The organism is Streptomyces sp. NPDC046727 (assembly GCF_040645635.1).
Classification (GTDB): domain Bacteria; phylum Actinomycetota; class Actinomycetes; order Streptomycetales; family Streptomycetaceae; genus Streptomyces.
This window is the reverse complement of sequence record NZ_JBEYYR010000001.1, coordinates 452,420-465,843: the sequence shown is the minus strand read 5'-3', so window position 1 is coordinate 465,843 and position 13,424 is coordinate 452,420. Positions and strand designations below refer to the sequence as shown.

Sequence of the window (13,424 nt, the reverse complement as noted above, 5' to 3'; positions counted from 1 at the left end):
GAATGGGTGCCGTTCTCCTCGTGGGGATGGATAGACCCAGCCAGTATCCCACGGGGGGTAAAGGGGTTTTCCCGGTCGCCGGACGGTCTGTGAGAATGGAGTGTCACCCCGTTCAGAAAGAAGGACGTGCCGATCGTGGCTCAGAGCACCGAGACCACCGACTGGGTCTCCCGTTTCGCGGATGAGGTCATCGAGGAGTCGGAGCGCCGTGCCCCGGGCAAACCGGTCGTCGTCGCGTCCGGCCTCTCCCCGTCCGGCCCGATCCACCTCGGCAACCTCCGCGAGGTCATGACCCCGCACCTCGTCGCCGACGAGATCCGCCGCCGCGGCCACCAGGTCCGGCACCTGATCTCCTGGGACGACTACGACCGGTACCGCAAGGTCCCGGCCGGCATCGCGGGCGTCGACGAGTCGTGGGCCGAGCACATCGGCAAGCCCCTGACCTCGGTCCCGGCACCGAAGGGCTCGACGTACCCGAACTGGGCCGAGCACTTCAAGGCCGCGATGATCCAGTCCCTGGCCGACCTGGGCGTCGAGTTCGACGGAATCAGCCAGACGGCCCAGTACACCTCCGGTGTCTACCGCGAGCAGATCCTGCACGCCATGAAGCACCGCGGCGACATCGACGCGATCCTCGCCCAGTACCGCACGAAGAAGGCCCCGAAGAAGCCCCAGCAGAAGGCCGTCGACGAGGCCGAGCTGGAGGCCGAGGAGGGCTCGGGCGCGGCGAGCGAGGACGACGGCTCGTCCGGCTCCGCCGGGTACTTCCCGTACAAGCCGTACTGCGGCACCTGCGAGAAGGACCTGACCACCGTCACCTCCTATGACGACGACACCACCGAGCTGTCGTACACCTGCACCGCCTGCGGCTTCACCGAGACCGTCCGGCTCAGCGAGTTCAACCGCGGCAAGCTGGTCTGGAAGGTCGACTGGCCGATGCGCTGGGCGTACGAGGGCGTCGTCTTCGAGCCGAGCGGCGTCGACCACTCGTCCCCCGGGTCGTCCTTCCAGGTCGGCGGCCAGATCGTCGGCATCTTCGGCGGACAGCAGCCCATCGGCCCGATGTACGCGTTCGTCGGCATCTCCGGCATGGCCAAGATGTCGTCCTCGCGGGGCGGCGTCCCCACCCCGGCCGACGCGCTGAAGATCATGGAACCGCAGATCCTGCGCTGGCTGTACGCCCGCCGCCGGCCCAACCAGTCCTTCAAGATCGCCTTCGACCAGGAGATCCAGCGGCTCTACGACGAGTGGGACAAGCTCGCCGGAAAGGTCGCCGACGGCTCCGCCCTCCCCGCCGATGTCGCCGCCTACACGCGGGCCGTCGGCACGGCCGGCGCCGAACTGGTGAAGACCCCCCGCCCGCTGCCCTACCGCACCCTCGCCTCCGTCGCCGACATCACCGCCGGACACGAGGACCAGGCCCTGCGGATCCTCTCCGAACTGGACCCGGAGCAGCCGCTGGCCTCCCTCGACGAGGCACGGCCGCGGTACGACAAGGCCGAGGCCTGGATCAACACGCAGGTGCCCGCCGACCAGCGGACCATCGTGCGCGACGAACCCGACACGGACCTGCTGAAGTCCCTCGACGAGGCGTCCCAGCAGTCCGTGCGACTGCTGCTCGACGGACTCGCCGAGCACTGGTCGCTCGACGGACTGACCCACCTCGTCTACGGCGTGCCGAAGGTACAGGCCGGCTTCTCCGCCGACGCGACGCCCAAGGAACTGCCGCCGGAGATCAAGACGGCCCAGCGGTCCTTCTTCGCCCTGCTCTACCACCTGCTCGTCGGCCGGGACACCGGCCCCCGCCTGCCCACGCTGCTCCTGGCCGTGGGACAGGAGCGGGTGCGGCGCCTGCTCGGCGAGTAACGGCGACGGAAAACGGCAACGGAAGAGGGGCCCTCGGTTTCGAGGGCCCCTCTTCCGTTGCCGTCAGGCGATGTGCTCGTCCTCCAGCTCCGCCGCGTGGCGGTTGGCGAAGCGGGCCACCATGCGGTCGGCCTCACCCTTCGGCAAGGTCATGCCGAACGTCGCCTCCACGTCCTCACGGAACTGCGCGGCCGTGGGATAGCTGCCGTCGATCGACTGGCGGAACACCTGGTAGTAGTCGTCCTCGGCCGGCTCCGGGGGGCCGCCGCCCTCACCCAGCTCCCGGGTGCGGTTCCCGGCCACCGGAATCGGGAAACTGCCGGTGTCCTCCGCGGAGGGCTGCTGGAACTGCTCAGGAGGCTGCTCCTCGTACCACTCCTCGTACTGCTCCTCCGGCTCGTACTGCGGCTCCGGAGGCGGCTCGTACGAGGGGTCGTAGCCGCCGTGGTACTCGATCTCGCGCTGAGCCTGGAACCACGGACTCTCCTCGTCCACCTCAGGCGCGGAGCGCTGCTCACCCGCGGACGGCGCCACCTGCCTCGGAACGGGCACCGCACCCGCCGCGCGACCGCCCGCCACCGCGGCGACCGCCCCCGGCTGCGCGACCGGAGGCAGCAGGGCCGGCTCGATACCCGCCGCCGCCAGCCCCGCCGGAGCCGTCTCCGCCAGCGGCACGCCGTACCGCGCCAGCCGCAGCGGCATCAACGACTCCACCGGGGCCTTACGACGCCAGGCCCGGCCGAACCGGGAGCGAAGGCGCGCCTGATAGACGAGACGTTCCTGCTCCAGCTTGATCACCTGGTCGTAGGAACGCAGCTCCCACAGCTTCATACGCCGCCACAACAGGAACGTCGGCACCGGCGACAGCAGCCAGCGGGTGAGACGCACCCCCTCCATGTGCTTGTCGGCCGTGATGTCCGCGATACGGCCGATCGCATGCCGGGCCGCCTCCACCGCCACGACGAACAGAACCGGAATCACCGCGTGCATACCCACGCCCAGCGGATCCGGCCAAGCGGCGGCACCGTTGAAGGCGATCGTCGCCGCCGTCAGCAGCCACGCCGTCTGACGCAACAGCGGGAAGGGGATACGGATCCAGGTCAGCAGCAGATCCAGGGACAGGAGGACACAGATACCTGCGTCGATACCCACCGGGAACACATACGAGAAGTTCCCGAAGCCCTTCTTGATGGCCAGCTCCCGGACAGCCGCGTACGAACCGGCGAAGCCGATACCGGCGATGATCAAGGCGCCGGCCACGACCACGCCGATGAGTACGCGGTGCATCCGAGTCAGCTGCAGTGGCGCGGCCACTCGTACTCCCCTCCCCTTGCGTGTTGTTGCGCGCAACAGAGTGGCACACGTGTGCGGCGCACGTGGCGCCGGTCAGCCGCTACGACCCCCGGTCAGCTCTTCTTGGCGGCCGACTTGGACGGAGATGCGCCGGAGGAGGCCGACTTGGACGGCGACTTCGACGCGGACTTGGACGCCGACCCGGACGGGCTCGCCGGAGCCGACGACGGCGAAGACGCCTTCCCGCCCTCCCCGTTCGCGGCCGACACCGCCGCCACGACCTCCTTGAGCGCCTTCTCCGCCGCCTTCGTCAGATCGTCGGCGTCAGGCGTCTTCTCACCCGCGAGACCCGCACCGTTGTAATCCACGGTGACCACCACGTTCTCGACGCGGGCCACGACCGTCTGCTGCTTGAAGAGGCCTTCCTTCTTCTTCAGGTCGTAGCGCACCGCCGACGCCTCCGCACCCGTCCCCGACAGCGGCACGACCTTGGGGTTCTTCGCACCGTCCACCGCCTGGGCGTCCTGGACCTGCCGGCCGTAGTACGTGTGCGCCTGCTCGTCACCCGAACCCCGCGCGGCATCCGAGTCGAAGCGCAGCAGAGAGACGTTCAGCCAGCGGAACTGGGACCCCTTGACGCCGTTGTTGTCCAGGCTGTTCCAGGAGCAGGACGCACGCGACGACGGATCGTCCGAGCTGCCCTTCTTGCTCGACTTCACACCCTTCGGCACCAGATCGGCCAGAGTCCCCTTCGCCAGCGCACCGCACGCGTCGGGAAGCTTCTGATACGCGGCGGCCTTCACGGTCGGGGACGCGCTCGCCGACGGCTGCGTGCTGCTGCCGGCCGACTGCGTGCTGCTCCCGCCATCGGACTTGGGCTTGGAGTCGCCGGAGTCCGAGGAGCACGCGGCGGTGATCAGGACCGCGGGAACGGCTGCCGCGCAGACAAGAACGCGGCGCAGGCGCTTCGCTCGCTGGTGATGCCGGGCACGGTCGTCTCGCTGGGCTGCTCGCTGCATGGTTCCTTCACTCGTGACGCTCGGTGTTCGTGCGGGTTCCTGCGGGGGCCACGGTACGCGGTGAAGGAGCTGCGCGGTTTCCGTTCGCGCGCTTTGACAGGAGGGGCCGGTGAGGCCACTGAGACGCTCAGCCGCCCAGCGCGTCGTCCAGTTGAGAGGCCAGATTACGGGCGCTGTCCTGCATTTCCTTGCTGTCGGGGACCGTTCCCGTGGCCGTCGGCTGCTCCTCGTACTGAAGGGTGACGACGACATTGGACGTGCGGAACACCACAGTCACCGTCCGCTGTTCGGCCGTCGAACCGGACGTGCTGAGCTGGTCGTCCAGATACGCCTCGTCACCGAGATCGGAGAGCGCACGGGGCTGGAGGTCGGCGGGCGGGACACCGGAGGACGCCCCCGGCGCCCCCGACGACTCCGCGGAAGCCGGGGACGCCGAGGACGCCGAGGACGCCGACGACTTCGACGAAGGCTCCTTGCCGGACGGCGAAGCGGCACCGCTCGGGGAACCCGTCGCCGACGCGCTGGGCGTCGGCGACGAGGGCGGTGCCGAGGAACCGCTCGGCGCCGGCAGGTCGGCCGCCGTCTCCTTCTCCTGGAACAGCTTCTGCGCCTGGTCGTCGTCGCTGACCGCGTTGTCGTACGACACCACGCGCTCGAAGTCGACGGAGAGGCGGTCCGTGGCGTCGGCCGACTCGACCTTCCAGTGGCAGCCGACCTTGCGGTCCGTGTCGTAGGTGAGCGTGGCCTCGCCCTGGTAGGCCTTGTCCCGCTGGATGGGGTCGGAGATCTGCTGGATCCCGGGCAGCAGTGCGTCCAGGGTGTCGTGACCGACCGCGCCGCACGGTTCCGGGAGCGTGCGGTACTTGCCGGGCTGGGCGGCGACCGTGGCCGTGCCGGCGTCGCCCGGGTTGGCGTTGTCCGTCGCGCCGTCGTCCCCCGAGCCGCTCGTGCAGCCGGCCAGCAGCGCCGCGAGCAGGGCGGCGGTGCCGGTTACGTACGCCTTCCGCTGCACGGTCGGGCTCCTCTCTACGGATCACTCGGTGTTGCCGGTCCAGTGTCCCCGCTGGTTAATCGCTTGCCGCAGCGGGGCGCCCCCTGGAGACAATGTGTATCGCACGCACTGCCGTGGACGCCGGTCCCTTGTCCCTTTCATCGACCTTGGCGCCGCTTTTGCGTTTTGATGTGATTAATCCTTTTGTTGTGATGTCCGGGGGAATGAGGAACATATGTCGTACGTAGAGATGCCGGGCGCCCGGGTCCCGATCCGGATGTGGACGGACCCGGCGACGGTCGAGGACGTGGCCCTGCGCCAGCTCCAGAACGTGGCGACCCTGCCGTGGATCAAGGGCCTGGCCGTGATGCCGGACGTGCACTACGGCAAGGGCGCGACGGTCGGGTCGGTCATCGCCATGCGGGGTGCGGTGTGCCCGGCGGCGGTGGGTGTGGACATCGGCTGCGGGATGTCGGCGGTGAAGACGTCCCTGACGGCGAACGATCTCCCCGGCGACCTGTCCCGACTCCGCTCGAAGATCGAGCAGGCGATTCCGGTGGGGCGGGGGATGCATGAGAATCCCGTGGAGCCGGGGGACTTCCATGGGCTGGCTACGGCCGGGTGGGACGAGTTCTGGGGGCGGTTCGACGGGGTTGCGGAGGCGGTCAAATTCCGTCAGGAACGTGCCTGGAAGCAGATGGGAACGCTCGGATCCGGCAACCATTTTGTCGAGGTATGCACGGATACGGACGGTTCCGTGTGGCTGATGCTCCACTCCGGTTCCCGGAACATCGGCAAGGAACTCGCCGAGCACCACATCGGCGTGGCTCAGAAGCTCCCGCACAACCAGGGCCTGGTCGACCGTGACCTCGCCGTCTTCGTCTCGGACACCCCGCAGATGGCGGCCTACGAGAACGACCTCTACTGGGCGCAGGAGTACGCGAAGTACAACCGGTCGCTCATGATGGCGCTCCTCAAGGACGTGGTCCGCAAGGAGTTCAAGAAGGCCAAGGTGACGTTCGAGCCCGAGGTGAGCTGCCACCACAACTACGTGAGCCGCGAGCGGTACGAGGGAATGGACCTGCTGGTGACCCGGAAGGGCGCGATCCGGGCCGGCTCCGGCGAGTACGGGATCATCCCGGGCTCGATGGGCACGGGTTCGTACATCGTGAAGGGCCTCGGCAACGAGAAGTCCTTCAACTCCGCCTCGCACGGCGCGGGCCGGCGGATGAGCCGCAACGCGGCCAAGCGGCGCTTCTCGACGAAGGACCTGGAAGACCAGACCAGGGGCGTGGAGTGCCGTAAGGACTCCGGCGTCGTGGACGAGATCCCGGGCGCCTACAAGTCGATCGACCAGGTCATCGACCAGCAGCGGGACCTGGTGGAGGTCGTGGCGAAGCTGAAGCAGGTCGTCTGCGTCAAGGGTTAGGCACGGTGAGGGGCGCGGCGAACACTCGTCGCGCCCCTTGGCGTAGTCGCGCGGAAAGGGCGCGATGGGTTACCCCTCCGCCGGTTTCAGCGAGTCCAGCCAGCGCAGGAGGCGTTCGCCCTCGCGGGTCATGACGGTGGGGTCGCGCAGGGCGTTGGTGAGGAGCGACATGCCCTGGTAGGCGGAGACCAGGGTGAGGGCGTGGTCGTCGGGGGTGGGCAGGCCCAGGGTGCGGAACTGGGTGGCCGTCCAGTCCAGCAGGCGGCGGATCACCGCGCCGGCCTCCGCGTCGAGGGTGCCGTCCGTGCGCTTGTCGAGTTCCACGGCGAGGGTGCCGGTGGGGCAGCCGTGGCGGGCGGCGGTCTCGCGTTGGTCCACCCAGGCCGAGACGAGTCCCTTCAGGCGGTCGCGGGGGTCCGTCAGCTCGTCCAGTCGGCCGGTGAGTTCGTCCAGGTGTGCGCTGTGCTCCGCCAGTGCGGCCTGGACCAGTTCGTCCTTGGTCTTGAAGTAGTAGTAGACGTTCCCGACCGGGACGTCGGCCTCGCGGGCGATGTCGGCGAGGGTGGTCCGTTCGACGCCCTGCTCGTGCAGGACCCGGGCCGCTGCTGCCGTGAGTCGTTGGCGCTTCTGTGACGCCCGTGCTCGCCGATTCACTGAGTTTGTCACCTGACTGACTATAGACAGGGGGTGGTTCGGGCGTGCTAGCTTCCTTGTTAGTTAGTTGACTCACTCAGTAGCAGGGGGCGTAATGATTACCGTGACCGGGGCTACCGGCAATGTCGGGCGGACGCTGGTCGAGTTGCTGGCCGGGGCCGGTGAGGAGGTCGTGGCCGTGTCGCGGCGGCCGGGGCTGGCGGCGGATGCCGGGCGGGACGGGGTGCGGTGGGTGCGGGGCGGAGTGGGGGACGCCGTGAGCATGCGGTCCGCCCTCGAAGGTTCTCGCGCGGTGTTTCTCGTGCTCGGTGGCGAGCTGAACTTCGCGGGAGAGAGTCCCGATGTGCTGATGGACATGATCGCGGACGCCGGCGTCGAGCGGATCGTGCTGGTGTCGTCGCAGGTCAGCGCCACCCGGCCGGAGGCGCCCTCGCATGCCCGGCTGCGGGCGTTCGAGGCGGCGGTGCGTGGGTCGGGGCGGGAGTCCACCGTCCTGCGGCCCGCCGGGTTCGCGTCCAACGCCTTCGCCTGGGCCGAGTCGGTCCGCGCGAAGCGGACCGTCTTCGCACCCTTCGGCGATGTCGCGCTGCCCGTGGTCGACCCGGCGGACATCGCCGCGGTGGCCGCCGCCGCGCTGCGGGAGGACGGGCATGCCGGGCGGGTGTACGAGCTGACCGGCCCGGAGCCGGTCAGTCCCCGTGGGCAGGCCGCCGTGCTGTCCGCGGCCCTGGGCGAGGACGTGGCCTTCGTGGAGCTGTCCCGTGCGGAGGCGCACGCCGGGATGGCGCGGTTCATGCCGGAGCAGGTCGTCACCGGCACCCTGGACGTCCTCGGGGCTCCGCTTGCGGCCGAGCGGCGGGTGAGCCCTGACGTGGCGGCGGTGCTGGGCCGGCCGGCCGCGCCCTTCGCGGAGTGGGTCGGGCGCAACCTGCCGGCGTTCGTCTAGGGCGGGTCCGGCGCGCTACTTCGCGTGCCGGACCGCGTAGATCATGATGAACGCGATGAAGTGGATGCCGAAGAGGAAATAGGCCAGGAAGTACCAGACCTGGCGTTCGTTCTTCGTCTCCTGGGCCAGGCGGCGCTTCTCCAGGGACTCCTGGGGCTCGACGAGGGACTCTTGGGGCTCCGGGGAATCGGCGGTCATCACAGTTCCCGGTGCACCTTGGTGTTGGACGCCTGGGCGCGCGGGCGCAGGACCAGGAGGTCGACGTTGACGTGGCTGGGGCGGGTCACCGCCCAGGTGATCGTCTCGGCCACGTCGTCCGCGGTGAGGGGCTCGGCGACGCCCGCGTACACCTTCTCCGCCTTCTCCGTGTCCCCGCCGAAGCGGGTCAGCGCGAACTCGTCGGTCTTGACCATGCCGGGGGCGATCTCGATGACGCGGACCGGCTGGCCGACGATCTCCAGGCGGAGGGTCTCGGCGAGGACGTGGGCGCCGTGCTTGGCGGCGACGTAGCCCGCGCCGCCCTCGTAGGTGCCGTGGCCCGCGGTGGAGGAGACGACCACGACGACGCCGTCGCCGCTCGCGACCAGCTTCGGGAGCAGGGCCTGGGTCAGGTTCAGGGTGCCGATGACGTTGGTCTCGTACATCGTGCGCCAGTCGGCCGGGTCGCCGGTGGCCACCGGGTCCGCGCCGAGGGCGCCGCCCGCGTTGTTGACCAGGACGCCGATCGTCTGGAAGGCGGTGGCGAACTCGTCGACGGCCGCGCGGTCGGTCACGTCGAGCTGGTAGGCCACCGCCGAGTGCCCGGCCTTGGTCAGTTCCTCGGCGAGGGCCTCGATGCGGTCCTTGCGGCGGGCGGTGAGGACGACGCGGTAGCCGGCCGTGGCGAGGTGCCGGGCCGTGGCGGCGCCGATGCCGCTGCTCGCGCCGGTGACGACGGCAATGCGGGAGGCGGCGGACGGGGCGGCGGTGGCCATGGCTGCTCCTGGGGCTGCGTCGAGGACGGTTCCGTCCAGCGTATGTGAGCGTCAGCCGCTGTTTCGTGGCGCCCACATGATGACGGCCATGCCGGCGAGGCAGATCAGTGCCCCGGTGAGGTCCCAGCGGTCGGGGCGGTAGCCGTCGGCGACGACGCCCCACAGGATCGAGCCGGCCACGAAGATCCCGCCGTAGGCGGCGAGGATGCGGCCGAAGTGGGCGTCCGGCTGGAAGGTGGCGACGAAGCCGTACGCGCCGAGGGCGAGGACGCCTCCGGTGATCCACAGCCAGCCCCGGTGCTCCCGTACGCCCTGCCAGATCAGCCAGGCGCCGCCGATCTCGAACAGCGCGGCGACGACGAACAGGGCGGCGGAGCGGAGGATCGGCATGGGGGCAGCTTCGCACGCGGGGGTCGTGTCACCTGTTGGAGGGCGCCTGGCGGGCGGCTCGCGTGGCATACATCCCACAGGCAGCAGGGATACCGAGCGAAAAGTGGTGAGGGGCGTGCGGATGCGGGCGTGGGTGTTGTCCGGGGTGTGTGCCGGTGCGGTGCTGGTGCCGGGGACCGCGGTGGCCGCTCCGGCGCCGGAGGCGGACCTGTCGTTCCACGGGACGGTGGTGATGGACGGGGATCGGGTGGAGGTGCGGCTGACTCCGCGCAACAACGGGCCCGCGGCCGTCGCCGACGCCTCGGTGCGGCTGCGCTGGTCGGCGGAGCTGGCCGACGCGCAGGAGCTGCCGGCCCGGTGCGCGCGGGAGGACGAGCGGACGGTGCTGTGCGGGGTCGGGACGCTGGGTGTGGACGCGGTGGGGGAGCAGGTGCGGGTGCCGGTACGGCTGCGGGAGCGGCCGGCGGAGGTGACGCTGGAGATCGACACCGCGTGGAGCGCGGGTGTGGTGGACAAGGACCGGACGAACGACAAGATGCAGGTGCTCGTGCTGGCCACCGGGGACTCGTACGCCTTCTGAGCGGCCGGACGAAACCCGCTAGACGGGGTTCTCCGCGTCGTAGCGTTCGCGGGCCGTGCGGACCTCGTCGAAGTGGGTCTCGGCCCAGTTCTTCACGGCGGTGAGCAGGGCGGAGAGGCTGGCGCCGAGCGGGGTGAGCGCGTAGTCGACGCGGACCGGGACGGACGGGGTGACCGTGCGGCTGATGATGCCGTCCCGCTCCAGGGCGCGCAGGGTCTGGGTGAGCATCTTGGGGCTGACGCCGGCGATCTTGCGGCCGAGGTCGCTGTAGCGCAGGGGGCCGGGGGCGAGGGCGGCGACGACGAGGCTGACCCATTTGTCGCTGAGCCGTCCGAGGAGCTGGTTGGTGGGGCAGCTGCGGAGGAAGGCGTCGTAGTCGGCGCGGGCCTGTTCGCGGCGCTGGGCGGCGGTCATGGTCGCCATGACTCTCCTTCGGGAAGGCTACGCACTCTCAGGTAACTACTTACCAATGGATAGTACCTCTCCTACGGTTGGTGGTGCGGCCGGGAAAGTGCCGCAAAAGCCATCAAATGCCGTGTTGTTCAGGGGAGTTGTCATGCGTGCTGTTGTGGTGAAGGCGTTCGGCGGGCCCGACGCGGTGGAGATCGCGGAGGTGCCGGTGCCGGAGCCGCGGGCGGGGCAGGTGCGGATCAAGGTGGCCGCGAGCGCGCTGAACCCCGTGGACGCCGGGGTGCGGGCCGGTTACTTCGGCGGGGCCGGCAAGGTGCTCGGGCTCGGCTGGGACGTGGTCGGAACGGTGGACGCGGTCGGCGTGGCCGCCGCCTGGCAGGTGGGCGACCCGGTGGTGGCGCTGCTGCCGGCGATGGGCGTGCCGCTGGGGGCGCACGCCGACTACGCGGTCGTGGACGCGGACGCGGTGGCGAGGGTGCCGGCCTCGGTGGACGCCGTGCACGCGGGCACGCTGCCGCTGAACGGGCTGACCGCGGTGCAGGCGCTGGACCAGCTGGACCTCGCGCCGGGCGCGTCCCTGCTGGTGACCGGGGCGGCGGGGGCGGTCGGCGGGTTCGCCGTGCAGCTGGCCGCGCATCGGGGGATCGAGGTGACCGGGCACGGCCGGGCCGGTGACGAGGAGCTGGTGCGGTCACTGGGCGCCGCGCACTTCACGGCCGAGGGGGCCCTGCCGGGGAGCGTGGACGCGGTGCTGGACGCGGCGGTGCTCGGTGAGCCGGCGCTGGAGTGGGTGCGGGACGGGGGCGCGTATGTCGGGGTGCACCCCGGGGCGCAGCCGGGTCCGGTGCGCGGGGTGCGGACGGGGGCCGTGGAGGTGGCCGCGGACGGGGCGCGGCTGGCGGAGCTGGTCGGGCTGGTGGACGCGGGGGTGCTGACCTTGCGGGTGGCCGGGACCTTCCCGTTGGAGAAGGCGGCCGAGGCGCACGCGCTGCTGGCCGGGGGTGGGGTGCGCGGGCGGCTGGTGCTGGTGCCGTAGGGGGCGGTGCGCCGGGCCGGAATACCCGGGGGTGGATGGCCGTTGGAGGGGTATAGTTGAACGGTCAACAACCTGGAGGGTGAGCGACCATGCAGTTCGGGATCTTCACGGTCGGCGACGTCACGCCGGACCCCACCACGGGGCGTACGCCGACCGAGCGCGAGCGGATCAAGGCCATGGTCGCCATCGCGCTGAAGGCCGAGGAGGTCGGCCTGGACGTCTTCGCGACCGGCGAGCACCACAACCCGCCGTTCGTCCCGTCGTCCCCGACCACGATGCTCGGCCACATAGCCGCGCGGACGGAGAACCTGATCCTCTCCACGTCCACGACCCTCATCACCACCAACGACCCGGTGAAGATCGCGGAGGACTACGCGATGCTCCAGCACCTGGCCGACGGGAGGGTCGACCTGATGATGGGCCGCGGCAACACCGGACCGGTGTACCCGTGGTTCGGCCAGGACATCCGTGAGGGCATCAACCTCGCCATCGAGAACTACGCCCTGCTGCGCCGGCTGTGGCGCGAGGACGTCGTCGACTGGGAGGGCAAGTTCCGCACGCCGCTCCAGGGCTTCACGTCCACCCCGCGGCCGATGGACGACGTGCCGCCGTTCGTCTGGCACGGCTCCATCCGCTCCCCGGAGATCGCCGAGCAGGCCGCGTACTACGGCGACGGCTTCTTCCACAACAACATCTTCTGGCCGGCCGACCACACCAAGCGGATGGTCGAGTTCTACCGGAAGCGGTACGCCCACTACGGGCACGGCACCCCGGAGCAGGCGATCGTCGGCCTGGGCGGCCAGGTGTTCATGCGGAAGAACTCGCAGGACGCGGTGCGGGAGTTCCGCCCGTACTTCGACAACGCCCCGGTGTACGGCCACGGGCCCTCGCTGGAGGACTTCACCGAGCAGACCCCGCTGACCGTGGGCTCCCCGCAGCAGGTGATCGAGAAGACGCTGTCGTTCCGCGAGTACGCCGGTGACTACCAGCGCCAGCTGTTCCTGATGGACCACGCGGGGCTGCCGCTGAAGACCGTGCTGGAACAGCTCGACCTGCTCGGCGAGGAGGTCGTGCCGGTGCTGCGCGAGGAGTTCGCGAAGGGGCGCCCCGCGGACGTGCCCGAGGCGCCCACCCACCGGTCGCTGCTCGCCGCGAAGGACGCGCAGGACGCGAAGGACGCCAAGGAGAAGGAGGAGGCCACCGTATGAACGACCGCATGAGGCTCGTCGTCGTGTCGGCGGGGCTGAGCGTTCCGTCCTCCACCCGGCTGCTGGCCGACCGGCTGGCCGCCGCGGTGGACCGGCGGACGCCGGCGGACATCCAGGTGGTCGAGCTGCGCGACCTCGCCGTCGAGATCGCGCACGGCTTCACCAACGGGTTCCCCGGGAAGGCCCTGGCCGCCGCGCAGGACGCGGTGGCGGGGGCCGACGGACTGATCGTCGTCACACCGGTGTTCAGCGCGTCGTACAGCGGGCTGTTCAAGTCGTTCTTCGACCTGCTCGACAAGGACGCGCTGGCCGGCAAGCCGGTGCTGATCGCGGCGACCGGCGGCACGGGCCGGCACTCGCTGGTGCTGGAGCACGCGCTGCGACCGCTCTTCGCCCACCTGCGGGCCGTGGTCGTACCGACGGGCGTGTACGCCGCGTCGGAGGACTGGGGTGCGGAGGGACTGCCCGAGCGGATCGAGCGGGCGGCGGGGGAGCTGGCCTCGCTGATGCCACTGGCTCCGCGCCGCACGGAGGAAGCGGTGGTGCCGTTCGCCGAGCAGCTCGCCGCGCTCCGGCGCTGATCCCGGCACCGCCCACCCGACCCCGGGGGGGCGGCGGGCGGCCGGG

Annotated in this window: 15 protein-coding genes; 7 read left to right on the top strand and 8 right to left on the bottom strand. The window is 70.5% G+C overall.

Annotated features, from left to right (window positions below; genetic code table 11):
* The first annotated feature begins 126 nt into the window (after positions 1–126).
* The gene (gene lysS / locus ABZ937_RS02135) at positions 127–1,866 is read left to right on the top strand and encodes a lysine--tRNA ligase (protein WP_361684665.1); all 1,740 of its coding nucleotides are present in this window, start codon (positions 127–129) and stop codon (positions 1,864–1,866) included.
* A 63-nt stretch (positions 1,867–1,929) separates the two neighbouring features.
* Here the strand turns inward: lysS and ABZ937_RS02130 are convergent, their stop codons facing one another.
* From ABZ937_RS02130 to ABZ937_RS02120, 3 genes are all read right to left on the bottom strand, one after another.
* Positions 1,930–3,153: a DUF2637 domain-containing protein gene (locus ABZ937_RS02130; protein ID WP_361684663.1), complete on the bottom strand. Its 1,224-nt coding sequence runs from the start codon at positions 3,151–3,153 to the stop codon at positions 1,930–1,932.
* A gap of 119 nt (positions 3,154–3,272) precedes the next feature.
* Positions 3,273–4,178 (bottom strand): DUF3558 family protein, encoded by a 906-nt coding sequence (locus ABZ937_RS02125; protein ID WP_361684661.1) that lies wholly within the window; start codon positions 4,176–4,178, stop codon positions 3,273–3,275.
* Positions 4,179–4,305: 127 nt separating this feature from the next.
* The gene (locus ABZ937_RS02120) at positions 4,306–5,190 is read right to left on the bottom strand and encodes a DUF3558 domain-containing protein (protein WP_361684659.1); all 885 of its coding nucleotides are present in this window, start codon (positions 5,188–5,190) and stop codon (positions 4,306–4,308) included.
* Positions 5,191–5,404: 214 nt separating this feature from the next.
* On the opposite strand from ABZ937_RS02120, the gene ABZ937_RS02115 reads away from it, so the two are divergent.
* The gene (locus ABZ937_RS02115; RefSeq protein WP_361684657.1) at positions 5,405–6,598 is read left to right on the top strand and encodes an RtcB family protein; all 1,194 of its coding nucleotides are present in this window, start codon (positions 5,405–5,407) and stop codon (positions 6,596–6,598) included.
* 69 nt (positions 6,599–6,667) lie between these two features.
* On the opposite strand, the gene ABZ937_RS02110 is transcribed toward ABZ937_RS02115, so the two are convergent.
* The gene (locus ABZ937_RS02110; protein ID WP_361684655.1) at positions 6,668–7,264 is read right to left on the bottom strand and encodes a TetR/AcrR family transcriptional regulator; all 597 of its coding nucleotides are present in this window, start codon (positions 7,262–7,264) and stop codon (positions 6,668–6,670) included.
* Between the two features lie 82 nt (positions 7,265–7,346).
* Between ABZ937_RS02110 and ABZ937_RS02105 the strand changes: the two genes are divergently transcribed.
* On the top strand, positions 7,347–8,198 hold the full coding sequence (locus ABZ937_RS02105) for an NAD(P)H-binding protein (protein WP_361684653.1): 852 nt from the start codon (positions 7,347–7,349) through the stop codon (positions 8,196–8,198).
* Between the two features lie 15 nt (positions 8,199–8,213).
* On the opposite strand, the gene ABZ937_RS02100 is transcribed toward ABZ937_RS02105, so the two are convergent.
* Genes ABZ937_RS02100 through ABZ937_RS02090 form a run of 3 tightly spaced genes read right to left on the bottom strand, consistent with a single transcriptional unit; the run spans position 8,214 to position 9,562 of the window.
* Positions 8,214–8,396, bottom strand: a complete 183-nt coding sequence (locus ABZ937_RS02100; RefSeq protein ID WP_361684651.1) for a hypothetical protein — start codon at positions 8,394–8,396, stop codon at positions 8,214–8,216.
* Positions 8,396–9,172: an SDR family NAD(P)-dependent oxidoreductase gene (locus ABZ937_RS02095; protein WP_361684649.1), complete on the bottom strand. Its 777-nt coding sequence runs from the start codon at positions 9,170–9,172 to the stop codon at positions 8,396–8,398. Before ABZ937_RS02095 ends, ABZ937_RS02100 begins: the two co-directional genes overlap by 1 nt.
* 51 nt (positions 9,173–9,223) lie before the next feature.
* A complete protein-coding gene (locus tag ABZ937_RS02090; RefSeq protein WP_361684647.1) occupies positions 9,224–9,562 on the bottom strand; it encodes a YnfA family protein in 339 nt (112 codons plus the stop codon).
* A 121-nt stretch (positions 9,563–9,683) separates the two neighbouring features.
* Here ABZ937_RS02090 and ABZ937_RS02085 point away from each other — a divergent pair, with 121 nt between their 5' ends.
* Positions 9,684–10,142, top strand: coding sequence for a hypothetical protein (locus ABZ937_RS02085; protein ID WP_361684735.1), 459 nt, complete (start codon positions 9,684–9,686; stop codon positions 10,140–10,142).
* An 18-nt stretch (positions 10,143–10,160) separates the two neighbouring features.
* On the opposite strand, the gene ABZ937_RS02080 is transcribed toward ABZ937_RS02085, so the two are convergent.
* Positions 10,161–10,565: a helix-turn-helix domain-containing protein gene (locus ABZ937_RS02080; RefSeq protein WP_361684645.1), complete on the bottom strand. Its 405-nt coding sequence runs from the start codon at positions 10,563–10,565 to the stop codon at positions 10,161–10,163.
* Between the two features lie 133 nt (positions 10,566–10,698).
* Between ABZ937_RS02080 and ABZ937_RS02075 the strand changes: the two genes are divergently transcribed.
* The 3 genes from ABZ937_RS02075 (at position 10,699) to ABZ937_RS02065 (ending at position 13,378) form a co-directional block, all read left to right on the top strand.
* On the top strand, positions 10,699–11,589 hold the full coding sequence (locus tag ABZ937_RS02075; protein ID WP_361684643.1) for an NADP-dependent oxidoreductase: 891 nt from the start codon (positions 10,699–10,701) through the stop codon (positions 11,587–11,589).
* Positions 11,590–11,678: 89 nt separating this feature from the next.
* On the top strand, positions 11,679–12,797 hold the full coding sequence (locus tag ABZ937_RS02070) for an LLM class flavin-dependent oxidoreductase (RefSeq protein ID WP_361684641.1): 1,119 nt from the start codon (positions 11,679–11,681) through the stop codon (positions 12,795–12,797).
* Positions 12,798–12,805: 8 nt separating this feature from the next.
* A complete protein-coding gene (locus tag ABZ937_RS02065) occupies positions 12,806–13,378 on the top strand; it encodes an FMN reductase (protein ID WP_361684733.1) in 573 nt (190 codons plus the stop codon).
* Positions 13,379–13,424 lie beyond the last annotated feature (46 nt).